20 protein-coding genes and 1 pseudogene are annotated in these 18,240 nt (G+C 67.3%); 11 read left to right on the plus strand and 10 right to left on the minus strand.

The window, feature by feature from the left end; genetic code table 11:
• Window positions 1-6 precede the first annotated feature (6 nt).
• Genes ACIQ09_RS10200 through ACIQ09_RS10225 form a run of 6 tightly spaced genes read left to right on the plus strand, consistent with a single transcriptional unit; the run spans window position 7 to window position 4,351 of the window.
• The gene (locus tag ACIQ09_RS10200) at window positions 7-378 is read left to right on the plus strand and encodes a 6-carboxytetrahydropterin synthase (protein ID WP_398308820.1); all 372 of its coding nucleotides are present in this window, start codon (window positions 7-9) and stop codon (window positions 376-378) included.
• The gene (locus ACIQ09_RS10205) at window positions 378-1,118 is read left to right on the plus strand and encodes a ZIP family metal transporter (RefSeq protein WP_398308822.1); all 741 of its coding nucleotides are present in this window, start codon (window positions 378-380) and stop codon (window positions 1,116-1,118) included. Before ACIQ09_RS10200 ends, ACIQ09_RS10205 begins: the two co-directional genes overlap by 1 nt.
• A gap of 17 nt (window positions 1,119-1,135) precedes the next feature.
• Window positions 1,136-1,789 (plus strand): DUF1826 domain-containing protein, encoded by a 654-nt coding sequence (locus ACIQ09_RS10210; RefSeq protein WP_398308824.1) that lies wholly within the window; start codon window positions 1,136-1,138, stop codon window positions 1,787-1,789.
• A gap of 5 nt (window positions 1,790-1,794) precedes the next feature.
• A complete protein-coding gene (locus ACIQ09_RS10215; RefSeq protein ID WP_398308826.1) occupies window positions 1,795-2,457 on the plus strand; it encodes an ABC transporter ATP-binding protein in 663 nt (220 codons plus the stop codon).
• Window positions 2,454-3,743, plus strand: coding sequence for an ABC transporter permease (locus ACIQ09_RS10220; RefSeq protein ID WP_398308828.1), 1,290 nt, complete (start codon window positions 2,454-2,456; stop codon window positions 3,741-3,743). The genes ACIQ09_RS10215 and ACIQ09_RS10220 overlap by 4 nt, the downstream gene beginning before the upstream one ends.
• Window positions 3,744-3,754: 11 nt before the next feature.
• A complete protein-coding gene (locus tag ACIQ09_RS10225) occupies window positions 3,755-4,351 on the plus strand; it encodes a DUF3299 domain-containing protein (RefSeq protein ID WP_398308830.1) in 597 nt (198 codons plus the stop codon).
• A 21-nt stretch (window positions 4,352-4,372) separates the two neighbouring features.
• Here ACIQ09_RS10225 and ACIQ09_RS10230 read toward each other — a convergent pair whose 3' ends face one another.
• Genes ACIQ09_RS10230 through ACIQ09_RS10245 form a run of 4 tightly spaced genes read right to left on the minus strand, consistent with a single transcriptional unit; the run spans window position 4,373 to window position 8,296 of the window.
• Window positions 4,373-5,113, minus strand: coding sequence for a fumarate reductase iron-sulfur subunit (locus tag ACIQ09_RS10230; RefSeq protein WP_398308832.1), 741 nt, complete (start codon window positions 5,111-5,113; stop codon window positions 4,373-4,375).
• On the minus strand, window positions 5,110-5,448 hold the full coding sequence (locus ACIQ09_RS10235) for a 2Fe-2S iron-sulfur cluster-binding protein (protein WP_398308834.1): 339 nt from the start codon (window positions 5,446-5,448) through the stop codon (window positions 5,110-5,112). Before ACIQ09_RS10235 ends, ACIQ09_RS10230 begins: the two co-directional genes overlap by 4 nt.
• Window positions 5,445-7,424, minus strand: coding sequence for a fumarate reductase flavoprotein subunit (locus ACIQ09_RS10240; RefSeq protein WP_398308836.1), 1,980 nt, complete (start codon window positions 7,422-7,424; stop codon window positions 5,445-5,447). Before ACIQ09_RS10240 ends, ACIQ09_RS10235 begins: the two co-directional genes overlap by 4 nt.
• A 2-nt stretch (window positions 7,425-7,426) precedes the next feature.
• On the minus strand, window positions 7,427-8,296 hold the full coding sequence (locus tag ACIQ09_RS10245; RefSeq protein WP_398308838.1) for a fumarate reductase cytochrome b subunit: 870 nt from the start codon (window positions 8,294-8,296) through the stop codon (window positions 7,427-7,429).
• Window positions 8,297-8,590: 294 nt separating this feature from the next.
• On the opposite strand from ACIQ09_RS10245, the pseudogene ACIQ09_RS10250 reads away from it, so the two are divergent.
• A pseudogene (locus ACIQ09_RS10250) lies at window positions 8,591-9,044 on the plus strand (YaiI/YqxD family protein).
• 19 nt (window positions 9,045-9,063) lie between these two features.
• On the opposite strand, the gene ACIQ09_RS10255 reads toward ACIQ09_RS10250, so the two are convergent.
• A complete protein-coding gene (locus ACIQ09_RS10255; protein WP_398308840.1) occupies window positions 9,064-10,026 on the minus strand; it encodes a cation diffusion facilitator family transporter in 963 nt (320 codons plus the stop codon).
• A gap of 7 nt (window positions 10,027-10,033) precedes the next feature.
• Window positions 10,034-10,915, minus strand: a complete 882-nt coding sequence (locus ACIQ09_RS10260; RefSeq protein WP_398308842.1) for a ThiF family adenylyltransferase — start codon at window positions 10,913-10,915, stop codon at window positions 10,034-10,036.
• A 264-nt stretch (window positions 10,916-11,179) separates the two neighbouring features.
• On the opposite strand from ACIQ09_RS10260, the gene ACIQ09_RS10265 reads away from it, so the two are divergent.
• Entirely contained in the window at window positions 11,180-11,965 is a 786-nt protein-coding gene (locus ACIQ09_RS10265) for a PEP-CTERM/exosortase system-associated acyltransferase (protein ID WP_398308844.1), read from the plus strand.
• Here the strand turns inward: ACIQ09_RS10265 and ACIQ09_RS10270 are convergent.
• Window positions 11,950-12,282: a hypothetical protein gene (locus tag ACIQ09_RS10270; RefSeq protein WP_398308846.1), complete on the minus strand. Its 333-nt coding sequence runs from the start codon at window positions 12,280-12,282 to the stop codon at window positions 11,950-11,952. The two genes, ACIQ09_RS10265 and ACIQ09_RS10270, sit on opposite strands and share 16 nt — an antisense overlap.
• 138 nt (window positions 12,283-12,420) lie before the next feature.
• Here ACIQ09_RS10270 and ACIQ09_RS10275 point away from each other — a divergent pair, with 138 nt between their 5' ends.
• The 3 genes from ACIQ09_RS10275 (at window position 12,421) to ACIQ09_RS10285 (ending at window position 15,263) form a co-directional block, all read left to right on the plus strand.
• The gene (locus ACIQ09_RS10275) at window positions 12,421-12,975 is read left to right on the plus strand and encodes a hypothetical protein (protein ID WP_398308848.1); all 555 of its coding nucleotides are present in this window, start codon (window positions 12,421-12,423) and stop codon (window positions 12,973-12,975) included.
• Between the two features lie 90 nt (window positions 12,976-13,065).
• Window positions 13,066-13,887, plus strand: coding sequence for an NADPH-dependent oxidoreductase (locus tag ACIQ09_RS10280; protein WP_398308850.1), 822 nt, complete (start codon window positions 13,066-13,068; stop codon window positions 13,885-13,887).
• Between the two features lie 401 nt (window positions 13,888-14,288).
• Window positions 14,289-15,263, plus strand: coding sequence for an SGNH/GDSL hydrolase family protein (locus ACIQ09_RS10285; RefSeq protein ID WP_398308852.1), 975 nt, complete (start codon window positions 14,289-14,291; stop codon window positions 15,261-15,263).
• A gap of 61 nt (window positions 15,264-15,324) precedes the next feature.
• On the opposite strand, the gene ACIQ09_RS10290 is transcribed toward ACIQ09_RS10285, so the two are convergent.
• The 3 genes from ACIQ09_RS10290 to ACIQ09_RS10300 all read right to left on the minus strand — a co-directional run.
• Window positions 15,325-16,116: an ABC transporter ATP-binding protein gene (locus tag ACIQ09_RS10290; protein WP_398308854.1), complete on the minus strand. Its 792-nt coding sequence runs from the start codon at window positions 16,114-16,116 to the stop codon at window positions 15,325-15,327.
• A 22-nt stretch (window positions 16,117-16,138) separates the two neighbouring features.
• Window positions 16,139-17,029, minus strand: a complete 891-nt coding sequence (ntrB, locus tag ACIQ09_RS10295) for a nitrate ABC transporter permease (RefSeq protein ID WP_398308858.1) — start codon at window positions 17,027-17,029, stop codon at window positions 16,139-16,141.
• 60 nt (window positions 17,030-17,089) lie between these two features.
• On the minus strand, window positions 17,090-18,240 hold a 1,151-nt coding region (locus ACIQ09_RS10300), incomplete at its 5' end, for a CmpA/NrtA family ABC transporter substrate-binding protein (protein ID WP_398308856.1).

The following is an 18,240-nucleotide window of genomic DNA, read 5'->3' on the forward strand; positions in this document are numbered from 1 at the left end:
CCCGCCATGCACGAACTCTCCCGCGCCTTCCTCTTCGAGGCAGCCCACACCCTGCAACGGGACATCGGCACCGAGGGCAGCCGGCGCATCCACGGCCACAGCAACCGCGCCACCATCACCCTGGCCGGGGTACCCGACCCCGTCACCGGCATGCTGATCGACATCGGCCACCTGGACACCCTCCTCGCCGACACCCGTGACGCCCTCGACCACCGCTTCCTGGATGAAGTGCCCGGCCTGGGTCCCGCCACCCTCGAGAACCTGTGCAGCTTCCTGTGGGCCCGGCTCGCCCCCAGCCTGCCGCAGCTTCACCGGGTCACGGTCAGTCGCGACCTGTCCGGCGACGCCTGCAGCTTCGTCGGGAAGGCCGCCTGCTGATGCATCCCCTCACCCACACCCTGGCGGCCTGTGTCGTCGGGGGCCTCCTCAGCATGGGGGCTGCCGCGCTGCTGACCTTCGGGCTCCCCCGCCGCTGGCTGACGCGCATGATCAGCTTCTCCACCGGCGTGCTTCTGGCCACCGCCTTCCTGGACCTGCTGCCCGAAGCCGCCGAGGCCGGCCTCGAGATCCACACCCTCTTTGCCCTGCTGCTGGCCGGGCTGCTCGGTTTCTTCTTGCTGGAAAAGGCCGCCCTGTGGCGCCACAGCCACGAAGCCCCCGCGCACAGCCATGATCTGGCCCGAACGGTGCCAATCATCCTGCTGGGTGACACGGTGCATAACTTCACCGACGGCCTGATGCTGGCAGCCGCCTTCCTGGTGGATCCCCACCTGGGCTGGGCGACGGCACTGGCCATCGCCGCCCACGAAATCCCCCAGGAGGCGGGTGACTTCATCCTGCTGCTCGCTGCCGGCTGGCGCCGGAGCCGGGCCTTGCTATGGAACGGCCTGTCCAGCCTGGCCGCCGTGCTGGGTGGCCTCATCGGGCACTTCTGGCTGAGCGACGCCGGGCGCTGGCTCCCCCATGTGCTCGTCATCGCCGCCGCCAGCTTCATCTATCTCGCCGTCTCCGACCTGATGCCCTGGCTCCGCCAGCAAAAGGGCGACCTTGCCTGGCACGGAGGCTTCATGGCGGCAGGCATCGCCCTTCTTTCGGCCGGCATGGCCTTTCTCCACTGATCTCCACGGAGCCCTCCATGAACGCACGCCACGACCTCCCTGCCCACACCACCCATACCCTCGTCACCCGCTCTCCGGCCGCGTTGGTCGGCATCTTCGAGCCGGATGTCCAGCTTGCCATCTGGCAACGCCCGGCGGATCCGCTCATTGCCGGCTACCTGGAGGCATCGAGACATGGCCTCGGACGCGGGCTGCGGACCACCCTGGAGGCCGGGCAATGCCCTGAGCTGGGAGAACTCCCCGACCACCCCGGCCGCGATGCCCTGGCCCGGGACATCGGCCAGCTCGCCGAGCTGCTGGGCGATCTCCTGGACTGCCCCCATATCGGCCTGCGCCTGGAGGTGATCGACAAGGCCATGTGCCCACGCCTGCACGTGGACCGGGTCGGCATCCGCCTGCTGTGCACCTACCGGGGGCCGGGGACGGAATGGCTGGACGATGCCGCCGCCGATCGCAGCAAGCTGGGCAGTGGCGCCGGCGGGCTGCCCGACGAAGAGTCGGGCCTGCTCGGTACCGGGACGCAGATCCAGCGCGTTCCCGGCTTCGCCGTGGCCCTGCTGAAGGGTAGCCTGTGGCAGGGCAATGGCGGCCGCGGGATCATCCATCGCTCTCCCGCGGTTCCGGCCGACGGCTTTCCCCGCGTGGTGCTGGCTGCCGACGGCGTATGGTGAGCCCCATGGCCCCGGCCATTCACATCCGCGACCTGTGCTTCGCCTGGCCAGGCCAGACTGCACCGTGTCTCACCCTGTCCGCCCTGGACGTGGACCAGGGTGAGCAGGTGTTCATCCAGGGCGAAAGTGGCGCCGGCAAGAGCACCCTGCTCAACCTCATCGGCGGGGTTCTCGTACCCCGGCATGGCTCCCTACAGATCCTCGACCAGGCCCTGGACGCCCTGTCGCCCCCCGCCCGGGACCGCTTCCGGGTCGATCACATCGGCTTCATCTTCCAGCAGTTCAATCTGCTGCCCTATCTGTCCGCCCTCGACAACGTGCTCCTGCCCTGCCGCTTCTCCGCCACCCGGGCCCGGCGGGCCGGCGCCCGGCCCGTGGAGGAGGCGCGCCGGCTCCTGGATGCCCTGGAGGTGGATGCCGGCGACGCCGCCCGACCGGCGAGCACCCTGTCCGTCGGGCAGCAGCAGCGGGTGGCCGCGGCCCGGGCGCTGATCGGGCGACCGGAGTTGATCCTGGCCGACGAGCCGACCTCGGCCCTGGACCCGCGCCGCCAGGACGCCTTCATCACCCTGCTGGGCAAGGAGGTGGCGGCCCATGGCAGCAGCCTCGTCCTGGTCAGCCACGACCCGCGCCTGGCATCCCGTTTTGATCGGTGCATCACTCTATGAAGACCCTGCTGCCCCTGGCCTGGGCCAGCGCCTGGAACCGGCGCCTGAGCCTCACCCTCGCCGCCCTGTCCATCGCCCTGGCCGTCGCCCTGCTGCTCTCCGTGACCCGGGCCCGTGAAGCCGCCCAGACACACTTTGCCCAGTCGGTGGCCGGGGTGGACCTGGTGGTGGGGCCCCGCGGCAGCCCGATGCAGTTGCTCCTGCACGCTGTCTTCCACCTGGAAGACGCCAGCCATACCCTGGCGTGGAAGAGCTACCAGGCCCTGGCGGCCGACCCGCTGATCGCCTGGCGCCTGCCCCTCGCCCTGGGTGACTCCCACCGGGGCTTCCCGGTGCTGGGCAGCACACCCGAGTACTTCCGCCATCTCGGAGACGGACAGCAACAAGGCCTGCCCTTTGCCGACGGCAAGCCCTTCGCCGGCCTCTTCGAAGCCGTGATCGGCGCCGAGGTGGCCGCACGCCTCGGCTACCGGACGGGCCAGCAGATCACCCTGCAGCATGGGGCCAGCCACCTGGACGCCCATCATCACGACGAGGATGCCACCCACCCCGAGCACGCCGACAAGCCCTTCTGGATCGTCGGCATCCTGGCCCCCACCGGCACCCCCGTGGACCGGACCCTCGTCGTGAGCCTGCAGGCGCTGGAAGCGATCCACCTGGATTGGCAGGGCGGGATGCCCATGCCGGGCCTGAGCATTCCGGCCGAGGCCACGGGCAAGTTCGACCTCACCCCCAAGCACCTCAACGCCGTGCTGATCGGCCTGCATCAGCGCACCGACGTGTTCCGCGTTCAGCGCCAGATCAACGCCTTTGGCGGCGAACCCCTGATGGCCATCCTGCCGGGCCTGGCCATGGACGAACTGTGGCAGCTCATGGGCAGCGTCGAGCGCACCCTGCACGGCCTGGCCTGGCTGGTCATGGCGGCGGGGCTGGCCGGGCTGGTGGCGGTGATCGTCGCCAGCCTGGGCGAGCGGCGGCGCGAGCTCGCCATCCTGCGCTCGGTGGGCGCGGGCCGGCGCCATATCATCGGGCTGCTGGTGCTGGAGGGTGCGCTGGTGACCGTCGCGGGAGTTGCACTGGGCATGGTGGTGGTGGAAGCCGCCGGCCACCTGCTGGCCCCCTGGCTCAGGGCCCGCCTCGGGATGGATCTCGCTGGCGCAACCCTGTCCATCGAAGCCCTCCAGCGCGTCGGTGCCGTGCTGGCCACCGGCATCGCGGCGAGCCTGATCCCCGCCTGGCGTGCCAGCCGGATGGCCCTGGCCGATGGCCTGCTGCCCCGACTGTAATGATGCCCATCATGCGCCACATCCGCCTTGCTGCCTGCCTGCTGGCCGTTTCGCTAGCTGGCGCCCATGCCCAGACGCCCCGGGGTGACGGTGAGTTCCGGATCGGAGAACGTCTGGCCGGCGGCGGCGCCCAGCGCGAGGCCAGCTACCGGGACATCACCTGGGACGATCTCCTGCCCAGGGACTGGAACCCCATGGCCGCCTTCAAGGGCATCGATTTTTCCCGCCTCAAGGACAATGACCCGCGGGCCACCGAGGCGCTGGAGAAGATCAAGCGGGCCTGGGATGAGGCCCCCGTCAGCACCGCGCTGCAGGGGCAGCGGATCCGGCTGCCGGGCTTCGTGATCCCCCTGGAACGTCAGGGCAAGCTGACCCGCGAGTTCCTGCTGGTTCCCTACTTCGGCGCCTGCATCCACGTTCCGCCGCCGCCCGCCAACCAGATGATCCACGTGATCGCCCGCAGGCCGGTGGCCGGCTTGAACACCATGGATCCGGTATGGGTCAGTGGCACCCTGAGCATCCACCGCGCCGAAACGGGCATGGGCACTGCCGGCTACCGGCTTGCCGGCGACACGACCCTGCCCTATACGGGCGCCGGCAAGCCCTGATCCTGCCGGACGCGCTGCGGCTTAGACGCCGCTGGCCACCATCTTGCGGCGCAGAAAGGCAATCTGCGCCTGCAGGGGGAGCCCCTTGGGGCACACATCATGGCAGGCCAGCAGGCTCATGCAGCCGAACACGCCGGTGTCGTCGCCGATGAGCTGGTAGAAATCGTCGTCACTGCGCTCGTCGCGGGGGTCGAGGCGGAAGCGGGCGATCTTGTTGAGGCCGATGGCGCCGACGAACTCCTCCCGCATGCGCAGGGTGCCGCAGCCGGCCACGCAGCAGCCACACTCGATGCAGCGGTCGAGTTCGTAGATGGCCTCGGCCAGCTCGGGCTCCATGGGCGCTTCGACGGCCGTCAGATCGGCCTCCTGGCTATTGTGGATCCAGGTTTCAAGGCGCTCGGCGGTGCCACGCATCCACTTGCCGGTGTTCACCGACAGGTCACCGATCAGCTCGAAGACCGGCAGCGGCGCCAGGGTGATGACGGCGCCCAGGTCACGGGTCAAGCTGCGACAGGCCAGGCCGGGCTTGCCATTGATGAGCATGCCGCAGCTGCCGCAGATGCCGGCGCGGCACACGAAGTCGAACTGCAGGGCGGGGTCCAGGGTTTCCCGGACTTCGTTGAGGGCGATGAACAGGGTCATGCCCTCGGCCTCTTCAACGTGGAAATCCTGCCAGTGGGGGGCAATGCCCTCGGTCGGGCTGCTGCGCAGGATGCGCAGGGTCAGGGCGCGGGGCCCCTTCGTCTCGGCAGGCTTCGTCATGATCCATGCACCTTGCGGGTGTCGTCGCGCAGGGCATCCCAGCCGCGGGCATGCTCGCCCGGGGCAATGTCGATGACAGGCCCGAGGCTGCGGGTGAATTGGGAGCAGGCCACCCCGGGCTGCCCATCCACCACGATGCCGCAGGTGTTGCAGGCACCGGCGTGGCACAGGGACGCGTCACGCAGGGCGGCGGGCAGCACGCCCCGCAGCTGCTTGAGGAGGCTCAGCACGCTCATGTCCTGGGTCTCGAGAACTTCGTGCTCGCACACGCCGCCGGCCCCATCGGGCAGACGTACGGTAAGAACGCGCATGGCGGGATCGGTCGGTGCATTCATGACGTCTCTCCAAGTCGTGCATTGCGGCCGCGGAAGCGCGACGGAATCAGGTGATCGAAGGGCATCAGGGCCTGCTGCACGGTAAAGCGGTCGGCGTGCCCGAAGGCACTGCGGATGGCGTTGATCTCGGCCGCCCGTCCGGCAGTGGCCGGGTGTTCAATGGCGTTCCTGGCGCCGTAGCCACGCCAGCCCGGAGGCAGCTCCATGCTCTCCACGTCGAGGGGCTCGTAGTCGAGGGTCGGCAGGGTCTGGAAGTCATCGTGCCAGGTGGCCAGGGTGCGCTTGAGCCAGCTGGCATCGTCGCGGCGCGGATAGTCCTCGCGGAAATGCGCACCGCGGCTCTCGGTCCGCTGCAGGGCACCATAGGCCACGCAGAGGGCCAGCTTGAGCATCTTCTGCACCCGGTAGGCGGTGACCAGTTCGGGGTTGGCCCCGGGCCGGCGGGTGCGGAGACCAATACGCCGGCTGCGCACCAGCAGGCCCTGCAACTCCTCGACGGCGGAGTGGAGCAGTTCGCCGGTGCGGAAGATGCCCACCTTGTCGGTCATGATGTCCTGCATGCGGCGCATCAGCTCGGCACCGCTCTCCGTTCCGTTGCCATGCAGCAAAGTGTCGAGCTTCGCCTGCTCGGTTTCGAGGCATTCCCGCACGAGGGCGGTGCTCACCTGCAGCTCGCCTGCGGCGGATTCCACGAAGTCGGCCATGTTCTCGCCGACGATCATGCCGGCCACCACCGTCTCGGCCACCGAATTGCCGCCCAGGCGGTTGAAGCCGTGGAGATCCCAGCAGGCGGCCTCGCCACAGGCGAAGAGCCCCTTCAGGCCCCGGGCATGGCCGCGCGCGTCGGTGCGGATGCCGCCCATGGAGTAGTGCTGGGCCGGGCGCACGGGAATCAGGTCGCGGGACGGATCGATACCCAGGAAGTGCTGGCAGATCTCCTTCACCTCCCGCAGCTTGCCGTCAATGTGGGCCGCGCCGAGCAGGGTGATGTCCAGCCACAGGTGTTCGCCGAAGCGGCTCTTTACCCCATGGCCGGCGCGGATGTGCTCCTCCATGCGGCGTGAGACCACGTCGCGGGAGGCCAGCTCCTTCTTCTCCGGCTCGTAGTCGGGCATGAAACGATGGCCGGCCGCGTCCTTCAGCAGCCCGCCGTCGCCTCGGCAACCTTCGGTGACGAGGATGCCGGCCGGGAAGATGGTGGTGGGGTGAAACTGCACCGCCTCCATGTTGCCCAGGCAGGCCGCGCCGGTCTCCAGGGCAATGGCGGCGCCAATGCCCTCGTTGATCACCGCGTTGGAGGTGACCCGGTAGATGCGTCCGAAACCGCCGGTGGCGATGCAGGTGGCCTTGGCCACATAGGCCGTCAGCTCGCCGGTTACCAGGTTGCGCACCACGGCGCCGTGGCAGCGCCCACCTTCGTGAATCAGGGCCAGGGCCTCCATGCGCTCGTGCACCGGGATGCGCTCCGCCACCGCCTGGTCGCTGACCGCATACAGCATGGCGTGGCCGGTGCCGTCAGAGACGTAGCAGGTGCGCCATTTCTTGGTGCCGCCGAAGTCCCGGGCGGCGATCAGGCCGTGGGCCGCCTGCCCCTCGGTGAGGGTCACGCGCTTGCCGTCCATGATCACTTCCCGGTCGCCGGCCTTGATCCGGTTCCAGGGCACGCCCCAGGCTGCCAACTCACGCACCGCCTGGGGGGCCGTATGCACGAACAGGCGCGCCACGTCCTGATCGCAGCCCCAGTCGGAGCCGCGCACGGTGTCCTCGAAATGCACGTCCTCGTTGTCGCCCTCACCCTTGACGGTATTACCCAGGCTGGCCTGCATGCCCCCCTGGGCGGCGGCCGAGTGGGAACGCTTGGGCGGCACCAGGCTGAGGATGATCACGTCGTGGCCACGGCGACGCGCGCCCACGGCCGCACGCAGGCCGGCCAGACCACCGCCAACCACGAGGACATCTGTGTAGATGATGCGCATGGTCAGCCCCCCGGACGCCGGGACAGGGCGAACTCCAGTTCGCCCAGCTTCACCGCAGCCGGCCTTGGCGGCACATAGCGCTCACCGGCCTTGTCGGCGTGGGCAATGCCCAGCTGCACGTAGGCCAGCAGGCTGGCCAGGCCGAGGCCCAGGAAGAACACGCTGAAAGCCGTCTTGGCCACCCGCAGGCGGCGCCGGGTGGCGGCCGGATCACGCCCCTCCAGCCAGCCCCACTTGAGGGCCAGGCGATACAGGCCAATGCTGCCGTGGATCTCCACCGCAAACAGCAGCAGCAGGTAGAGAGGCCACATGTTGCCGGTCCAGATGCGGTCGGCCGACTCGTAGGGGCCGATCAGCTCGGGCTGGGTGAGCATGCCGTAGAGGTGCACCGTGCCCAGGAAGAACAGGGCGAAGCCGGTCCATAGCTGGATCCACCACAGGCCGGTGTCCCCATGGCGCAGCTGCGCCTTATGCTCGGCAAACACCTTGTACTGGCGGAAATTGGCCGGAAACTTGCGCATGGCCAGCCAGGCATGGGCGACGAACACCGTCAGCACCAGCCCAACCACCCCGGACACCAGCCAGGGCCGCGGTTCGGCCAGAAAGTAGGCGCCCTCGAAGAAACGCGCCACGGCGTAGAAGGCTTCCTTGCTGATCAGGATGGACGAGACAAAGAACATGTGCCCGACCAGGAAGAGGGCCAGGAACAAGCCGGAGGCGCTCTGCAGCAGATCGAGGCGGGCGGGCCAGCGGCTCTTGCGCACGCGTGCCTGAACGTCCCCGACCTGCGCCGGCCGGGCCGCAACTTCAGGGAGCGGGCGCACCGGGGCCAGGGGACGGGCAATGCTGGAGGAGTCGAAGGAACTGTCCATGATGAGGAGACCTCTTTGACCACCTCCCAACCGGGAGGCGGTGAATCTGGCCGGCAGCCGCCCCCGACGGACGCCACGGATGGCACCCTGCCAGGGCCGAAAACACCGGAACCCTTGTCTCCTCGCCTTGTTCTTCTAATTTGCTACGCTCTGTTGTAGCTTCAATGTAGCACAGCCTGCTGCACTGCAACATAGTCGCTGTTTGCAGAACTGGCTGTGAAATGGGGCACGCAGACCCTCAGCAATGAACGCCTACAGCGCTAAACTGCGGATCCTTCAGCCTTTTTCCGCCACATGCATATCTGGATCGATGCGGACGCCTGCCCCGGCGTCGTCAAGGAAATCCTCTTCCGGGCCGCCGAGCGGCTGCAGATCGACACCACGCTGGTGGCCAACCGCCTGTTGCGCACGCCACCCTCACGCTTCATCCGTGCCGTCCAGGTTCCTGCCGGCTTCGATGTGGCCGATGCCCATATCGTCGAACAGGTGGCCCACGGTGATCTGGTGGTCACCGCCGACATTCCCCTTGCCGCGGCCGTCCTTGAACGGGGCGCCCATGCCCTCAATCCGCGGGGTGAGATGTACACGGCGGCCAACATCGCCGAGCGCCTGTCAATGCGGAATTTTCTGGAGGAGCTGCGCAGCAGCGGGGTGCAGACCGGGGGGGCCGGCCGCCTTCAGTCAGGCTGATCGCCAGGCTTTCGGTGCCGCGCTGGACCGCTTTCTGGCCCGCCTGCCGCTCCCCTGAGCACAGGCACAGAGCGCCCTCAACCCGGAACCTGAGGCGCCGGGCAGCCGTCGTCGATACCGTCGATCTCGATCTGGATGGTGGGGTGATGGATGCGGAAACGCTGCGCCAGAACCTGAGCGAGCTCGGTGAAGAAGGCATCGCCCGGGTGGCCGGCGGGCATCACCAGGTGGACGGTGAGTGCCACCTCGGAGGTGCCCAGGGCCCACACATGGAGGTCGTGGACACCGGTAACGCCCGGCAGGCTGCGCAGCCAGGCATGCACCTCGAGCAGGTCTATGCCCTCGGGGACGCCATCAAAAGCTAGATGCAGGGACTGGCGCAGCAGGCCCCAGGTGCCCAGCACGATCACCAGCGCAATCACCAGACTCATCACCGGGTCGAGCCAGGCCCAGCCGAACTGCAGGTAGAGCACGCCGGCGGCCACCACGCCCAGGGACACCAGGGCATCACCGGCCATGTGCAGGAAGGCGCCACGGATGTTCAGGTCGTCCCTGCTGCCGGCCATGAACAGGGCCGCGGTGATGCCATTGATGAGCACGCCGATGGCAGCCACCACGATCACCGTCCAGCCAGCCACCGGCTCGCGGGCCTGCAGGCGCTGGAAGGCCTCGACCGCCAGGGCCCCCATGGCCACCAGCAGCAGCACGGCATTGGCCAGGGCAGCCAGGATGGACGCCCGCTGCCAGCCATAGGTGCGCTGCCGGGTGGGTGCCAGGCGACCGGCCAGCGCGGCCCCCCAGGCCAGGATCAGGCCGGCGACGTCGGAGAGGTTGTGGCCGGCATCGGCCAGCAGCGCCAGCGAACCGGCCTTCCAGCCATACAGCGCCTCAACCACCACAAAGCCGAGGTTGAGCACAATGCCGATGGCGAAGGCCCGGTTCCAGTCGTCCGGCCCCGGTGTCGGGTGGACGTGGCCGTGATGGCCGTGATGGCCGTGCTCATGCCCGTGGGCACAGGCGTGGCCGTGATCGTGACTCACCGGGCACTCAGCATTTGGCGGACTTCATGGCGCGCAGCTGGCGCCGGGCAACGAACAGACCGATCTGCTGCACCGGATTGCGGTTCCCCCAGGGCCGCCAGGTCTTGATGTAGCGGTTGCGGTAGGCGTCGAACTGGAAGCCCCAAGGGGCGCACAGCACTTCGCCACGCCCCAGCAGGATCTTGAGAGCCTCGGTGGCCGTCACGCCGGCGCACAGCTGGCAGGCGGCAATGGTGCTGGGCCCACGCCGGGCAGCAAGATCCACCCGCGACGGATCAGCCAGGTAGCCCCGCTGCAGCATGGCCGGCGACAACCCGAGCAGGAAACGCACGGCCATCTCGTCCTCGTCGCAGCCGTCGAGGCGGAAATACTCTTCAAAGGACATCCTGCCTGGCAGGAAACTGAGCACCGCCGTCCCCATGCCCAGGGGCGCCGCCGTCACCGCCGGCACACCCTTGGCGTGGCAGGCATTGAAGGTGTCGCGGCGGGCCTGGAAGGCAAAGAAATCGAGGCCATCCACGTAGAGGTCCACCCCATCGAGGAAGGCATCCAGATTGCCGGCATTAACCCCTTCGCCAAACACCTTGATGTCGAGCTCGGGATTGATATCCCGGGCCATCTCGATCATGACCTCGACTTTGGGACGACCGAGAGTGGACATCATGGCCCCGGCCTGGCGATTGAAATTGACCAGGTCGAAGGTGTCCATCTCAGCCACATGGAAGGCCCCGATACCCAGGCGGGCCAGACTCAGGAGATGGACACCGCCCACACCGCCCACACCAGCGATGGCGATCCGCTTGCCGCGCAGGGCGGCCTGCTCGGCTTCGGTAACCCAGCCGATGTTGCGGGCAAAAGCCTCGTCGTAGCGAAAGAGACCTTCAGACATGGGATGAACTTTCGTCAGGCAGGGAGTGCCTATGATACGACAGTTCGACATGCCCGCCCGGTCGTGGCAGACCCTGTACCGACAGGCGTCTCCATGAAGGCATCATCCCATATTCATGGGAGTGGTAACCTTGGCGAGGTGGTGCAGGGACAGGCCCGCCAGCGTCGACGGCGCAAATCGCCATCCGGCTGCCTTCAAGGTTTGCCCATCGCAGGTCGTTTACGTGCAATGCCGATACGTTTGATCAAAGGGGACTAGCCCACCATGTCGTTACTTGACCGCTTCAGTCTGGGCGAAGGCTTCAAGAAGTACTTCGAGATATCCTCGGCGTTCGATGAGGAATCACGCAATGCCGTGTTCGGCATTCGTCATGAGGTCTATTGCGAGGAACTGGGCTTCGAGCCGGTTCGCCCCGATCGCCGCGAAACCGACGAATACGATCGCCACAGCCTGCATTGCCTGCTGCGCACCGCCAGCGCACCGCAAACCCTGGTGGGCTGCAATCGCCTGGTGCTGGCCCGGCCGGAAGACCCGGATTATCCGCTGCCCTTCGAGCGCACCTGCGCAGCCACCATCAACCGCAGCATCATTGACCCGGCGCGCCAGCCCCGGGGCGCCATCGCTGAAGTATCGCGTCTTGCCGTACGTGCCCACTATCGGCGCCGGAAGGGCGAAACCAAGGCCGCCGTAGCCCTCAGCGACGAGGACTTCGGCACTCAGAATCAACCACGCTTTCCCTACATCCCCATCGGTCTCTATCTGGCCATCGTCGCCATGGCCAAGCGGGAGGGGATCGAAACCCTGTTCGTGCTAACCGAACCTCGCCTGGCCGACCACTTCTCCAAACTCGGAGTCAAGATCACCCAGATCGGCGGCCCAGTGGAACACCGGGGCACCCGCATCCCCTCCATGATGGATGTGGAGGCCATCATCAAGGGCCTGCGCTTCTTCGTTAAGCCCATCTGGCGCGCCATCGAGGCCCAGGTTGACGCCGGCTACGCCGCCCCCGGCCGGCCGGCGTTCCGCACCGACCCTCAATCGGGCGGGTAGTCCCTGTCCACCAGCGGGTAGGCATCGGCCACGTAAGCGTGGCCCTTCATCACCACGACGATGAAACAGCCTATCGCCAACGTAAACATCACCGTCCAGTGCAGCACCACCGCGGCGATCGCCATGATGTCCGCCGATTGGACGGCTTTCAGCACTTCCGCCTCCGGCAGCCCCCCATCGAACAGACGGGCGCCAAGCGCATAGAGCGCCGGCAGCAGGGTTCCCACCAGCGTGATCATCGGCAGGCGACGTAGCAGACGCCACTCCATCCCGGGCACTTCCCGCCGGCTGCCGGGCAGCCGCTTGAACCAGTTCATCGCCTTCTCCTTTTTCCACGGTGGAACGGTGGTAGGGCAACGGCAGCGTCGCCGGGTTCCCCGGCCGGAAGCTGTCACGGGCCTGCAACCGCAGCGGCATAGGCTGGGCAGCCCTCACCCACTCCGAAGGAGCCCATCATGTACCTCTCCCCCGCCGATATCCGCCAGACCCGCCTGACCACCCTCGACAACCTGCTGGCTGCGTCGCAGATCTGGGTCGATGCCTCCGGCAGGTTTGCCGAACTGGGCCTGCGGGCCGGCCGCCAGGCCCTGGATGACGGACGCGAACACCTGGAAGAGCTGGTGGCTCAAACCCCCCTGCGCATTGAACTGCCGCCCCTGGAGCGCCTGGCGGCCTGGCGCGGTGACTCGGCCGAGTGGATGCGCGAGGCCTTCGAGATCATCGGCGACGCCCAGCAAGGCATCCTGGCCACGGCCCGCGACCAGGTGGCCGCCCTGGACACGATCCTGATGCGCCAGATGGACCGCGCCGCCCTGAGCGCCGACGCCACCGGCGAAGCCGCCATCGACCACGTACGCCACGCCATCCGCGAAGCCGAGGCCGGCTTCAACGAGCTGACCGACGCCGCAGCCCGGGGCACCGACCTGGTCGAGGAACAGATCCGTCAGGTGTCCGAGGCCATCGCCCCCGAAACCGACCCCGCCCCGCGCAGCCGCCGCACGCGCAGCTGAGCAAGGCACGGGCAAGCGCCCCGGCGCTAGAATGCAGCCTCCCGGACGGCACCGCCCGGTGCCGTCCTGCCGACCCCTGCAAGGAAGCCCATGAACGCCCGCGCCCCCCTCTACCAGGCCCGCTACGGCTCGGCCGCCACGCCGACCCCGACGGCCGGATCGCCGGTCATCGACCATCTGCTCGCCCACCGCTCCGTGCGTGCCTACCTCCCCGACCCGGTCAGTGACGACACCCTGAGCGCCATCGTGGCCGCCGCCCAGTCCGCCGCCAGTTCATCCAACCTGCACGCCTGGAGTGTGGTGGCCGTGCGCGACCCGGCCCGCAAGGCCCGCCTCGCCGAACTGGCCGGCGACCAGGAGCACATCCGCCAGGCCCCCCTGCTGCTGGTCTGGCTGGCCGACCTGGCCCGCCTGGACGATGTGGCGACCCGCGTGGGTGAAAGCTCAGCGGCCCTCGACTACCTGGAGATGTTCGAAGTCGGCGTCATTGATGCCGCCCTCGCCGCCCAGAACGCCGTAACCGCCGCCGAATCCCTCGGCCTGGGCACGGTTTACATCGGTGCCATGCGCAACCGCCCGGAAGACGTGGCCGCCGAACTGCAACTGCCGCCACGGGTCGTCGCGGTCTTCGGCCTGTGCGTCGGCACGCCCGACCCCCAGCAGCCCGCCGCGGTCAAACCACGCCCGCCCCAGTCCGTCGTCCTGCACCAGGAGACCTACTCCCTCCCCGCCCAGCAGCCCGGCCTCGCCGAGTACGACATCGCCATGAGCACCTTCTACGCCAGCCAGGGCATGAAGGTACGCGGCACCTGGTCCCACCACTCCGCCAAACGCATCCGCGACGCCGACTCCCTCAGCGGCCGCGACCGCCTGGTGGAAGCCCTGCGGGCTCGGGGCTTCGGGTTGCGCTGAGCAGAGGCGAACCCGATCCCGACACGACTCTTGGCGCCCCCGATGCACCGATGGCGGCTGGAGGCTGGCGGGACCGTAGGGGCGACTTCAGTCGCTCACGGACTTCGATCAAGGGCAGGCCGGTGATCGACGCGCGGATGGGCGACGGAAGTCGCCCCACCAGTCCCCCTAGAGGAGAAGCTGCCTCGCCCCTCAAACGACTCGTCGAACCCCGTCCCGACCCGCCGAGCGGCAGCAGGCGGAGGAATTAGCCGGCGGACGCTACCTATCCAGCCCGGGTTCCTGTAGCTCTGCGCAACTCGTCTTGCCTTACTGCCATCATCGGTTTTTCCCTCCTGATCAGCTAGTCTGCATATTCGCCTCCAAGCGAATGCTCCCTCTCACCCCAGCAGGAGACAACGATGAAAATCACCCGCCTTCTCAGGCACGCGGTGTTCGGGCTCGGCCTGGCGGCAAGCACGGCCGCCTCGGCGGCCTACTCGCAGCTCTACGTGTTCGGCGACAGCCTTTCGGACGTGGGCAACAACGCCATTGCCCTGCCCCTGGTCCTCGGCCCGGGCGTCACGCCGAACGCGGCCGTCGGCAGCAACGACTTCATCCCTCTCTACACCTACAGCTCCGGGCGCTACAGCAACGGGCCGGTGTGGGCGGAGGTGTTTGCCCAGCAGTTGGGAACAGGCCCCTTGTTGCCCTCCCTGGCGGGGGGCACCGGTTTTGCCCACGGGGGCGCCAACACGGGTGGCGTGGATGATGTGCCGACCCTGCGTGACCAGGTGAATGGCTTCATCGCCCGCCCCGGCGGGGCGCCTTCCGATGCCCTCTACGTGATCGCGGGCGGTGGCAACAATGTGCGCGACATTGCCCTGCAGGTGCTGGCCGGGGCCGACCCCGCTGCCACCATTGCGGCAGGTGCAGCAGACTACCTTGATGACGTCGTCACCATGCTCGGTCAGTTGCAGGCTGAAGGGGCACGCCGATTCGTGGTGTGGAACACCCCCAACCTGGGGCTCACGCCCTTCGGACGCAGCCTGGGCGTGGCGGGCTCGGGGCTGCTGACCGGCATCTCGGCTGCCCTGGGGGGCACCCTCTTCAACGGCCTGGCGGGCATCGACGGGGTGAGCCTGTTCGATGTCTATGGCCTGATCACCGACGTGGCGGCCCATCCCGCCAACTATGGCCTGAGCAATGTGGACGACGCCTGCATTGCCGGCGCCTGCGACGTGGACACGCAGCTTTTCTGGGACGGCCTGCACCCCACCGCCGCAGCCCACGAGATCATTGCCAACGCCATGCTCCGCACCGTGCCGGAGCCGGCCAGCGCGCTGCTGGCCTTGTGGGGTCTGTCGGCCCTGGCCCTGTGGCGCAGGCGGGCCTGAAAGCGGCAATGCCCGCCGGAGCATCCCCCGGCGGGCATTGCCTGCACTACGGCGGCGAAGTTCAGGCCGCCTTCTTCATCTGCTTCTGATACAGGAACTCCAGGATCGCGCCACGGCACTCGGCGAAATGCGGGTCGTGGGCCAACTGCAGGCGGTCGCGGGGTTTGGGCAGCTTCACTTCCAGGATTTCCCCGATGGTCGCCGCCGGGCCGTTGGTCATCATCACCACCCGGTCGGACAGCAGCACGGCCTCATCCACGTCGTGGGTCACCATCACCACGGTGGCGCCGGTCTTTTCCATCACGCCGATCAGTTCGTCCTGCAGCGAGGCGCGGGTCAGGGCGTCGAGGGCGCCGAAGGGCTCGTCCATCAGCAGGATCTTCGGCTCCATGGCGAAGGCCCGGGCGATGCCGATACGCTGCTTCATGCCACCGGAGATCTCGTGGGGCAGCTTCTGGGCGGCGTGGCTCATATGCACCATTTCCAGGGCTGCCGCAGTGCGCTCCCTAAGCTTGACCTTGCCTTCCTTGCTGCCGAAGACGCGCTCGACGGCCAGGTAGACGTTCTCGAAGCAGGTCAGCCAGGGCAGCAGGGAATGGTTCTGGAACACCACCGCCCGCTCGGGGCCGGGGCCGGCGATCTCGCGGCCGTTGCACAGCATGACCCCCGAGGTGGGCAGGGTGAGCCCGGCGATGAGGTTGAGCAGGGTGGATTTGCCGCAGCCCGAATGGCCGATCAGGGAGACGACCTCACCGGTGCGGATCTGCAGATTGACGTCCTGCAGGGCAACGAAGCGGCCTTTCTTGGTCTCGAAGGCCATGCCGACGTTTTCGACCTTGACGATTGCGTTCATGGTGTAGCTCCTCGGTCCGGTATCAGGCGTTGCCGTAGCTGAAGCGACGGGCGATCAGCAGCAGGAATTGTTCGAGCACGAGGCCGACGATGCCGATCACGAAGATGGCGATGATGATGTGCTCGACCTTGAGGTTGTTCCATTCGTCCCACACCCAGAAGCCGATGCCGACGCCGCCGGTGAGCATTTCGGCGGCCACGATGACCAGCCAGGCGGTGCCGATGGACAGGCGGATACCGGTGAGCATGTAGGGCAGCACCGACGGGAAGAGGATCTTGGTGATGATCTTGAACTCGGACAGGTTGAGCACCCGGGCCACGTTCAGGTAGTCCTGGGGCACGCGCTGCACGCCCTGGGCGGTGTTGAGGATCATGGGCCAGATGGAGCAGATGAAGATGGTCCAGGTGGAGGCCGGGTCGGCAGCCTTGAAGACCATCAGGCCGATGGGCAGCCAGGCCAGGGGCGATACCGGACGCAGGATGCTGATGATCGGCTCGAGCATGCTGTTCATGAAGGCAAAGCGGCCGATGATGAAGCCCAGGGGGATACCCACCAGAGCCGCCACGCCGAAGCCGATGGCCACGCGCTTGAGGGACGACAGAATGTTCCAGCCGATGCCCTGATCATTCGGGCCATTCGAGTAGAACGGGTCGGAGAACAGCACGATGGCCGCATCCAGGGTCTTGGCCGGGCTTGGGAAGTCGGCGGACTTCATGGCCACCAGGGCCCACACGCCGATCACGAAGGCAAAGCCCAGCAGCGGCGGCAGCACGGCGCGGATAAAGTTGCCGAAACGCTCGCCAAGGGAGACGGACGGTTCGGTGGCAGCAGGCGCGGGGGCCTGGGTGACGGGAGCGGTAGCCATTTCGGTCTCCTTGACTGGGGGGGCGTCGGCTTCCGGCCGGACGGCCATGAGGCCGGGGGTAAGGGTCGCAGTGGTCATCGGGATCTCCAGGATTCTGTAGGGGCGAAGTCATTCGCCCGCGGTAGTGGTTCGGCAATGGTGGGCGAGTCGACTCGCCCCTACAGGGCAGGCCTTGATCTTGAAACTGGCGGCGTATTTCTTCGGGTCCTTGCCGTCCCACACCACGCCGTCGATCAGCTTCGACGTGCGGAAATCGGACTTGGGCACCGGGACACCGACGATGCCGGCGGCCTGCTTGTACAGATCGGTCTTGTTGATCGCCTTGGCCACCGCCAGGTAATCCACGTCCTGCTTGAGCAGGCCCCAACGCTTGTGCTGGGTGAGGAACCACATGCCGTCGGACAGGTAGGGGTAATTCACCTGGCCGTCGTTGTAGAACTTCATGTAGTTCTTCTCGGACCAGCTCTTGCCCAGGCCGTTTTCATACTGGCCGATCATGCGGCTGCGGATCACATCCACATCGGTATTGACGTAGCTCTTGGCAGCCACGGTTTCGGCGGTCTTCGAGCGGTTGGCGGCGCTGGCGTCGATCCACTTGGAGGCCTCGAGGATGGCGCAGATCATGGCCCGGGCGGTGTTGGGGTACTTGGCCGCAAATTCGGCCGTGGAGCCCAGCACCTTCTCCGGGTGATCGGTCCAGATGTCCTGGGTGGTCACGGCAGTAAAGCCGATCTTGTCCACGATGGCGCGCTGGTTCCAGGGTTCGCCCACGCAGAAGCCATCCATGTTGCCGACGCGCATGTTGGCGACCATCTGCGGGGGGGGCACGACGATGTTCTTGACGTCCTTGAAGGGGTCGATGTCGTGAGCCGCCAGCCAGTAGTACAGCCACATGGCGTGGGTGCCGGTGGGGAAGGTCTGGGCGAAGGTGTATTCCTTGTCCTTCTTGGCAATCACCTTGGACAGGGATGCGCCATCCACCGCGCCCTTGTCCTTGAGGCCGTTGGACAGGGTGATGGCCTGGCCATTGTTATTGAGGGTCATCAGTACGGCCATGTCCTTCTTGGGGCCGCCGATGCCCAGGTGCAGGCCATACACCAGGCCATAGAGCACGTGGGCAGCATGGAGTTCGCCGTTGGCCAGCTTGTCGCGCACGCCGGCCCAGGAGGCTTCCTTGCTGGGGGTGATCTTGATGCCGTACTTCTTGTCGAAACCCATGACCGAAGCCATGACCACCGAGGAACAGTCGGTCAGCGGGA

This window comes from Zoogloea sp., assembly GCF_044344315.1.
Classification (GTDB): Bacteria; Pseudomonadota; Gammaproteobacteria; order Burkholderiales; family Rhodocyclaceae; genus Zoogloea.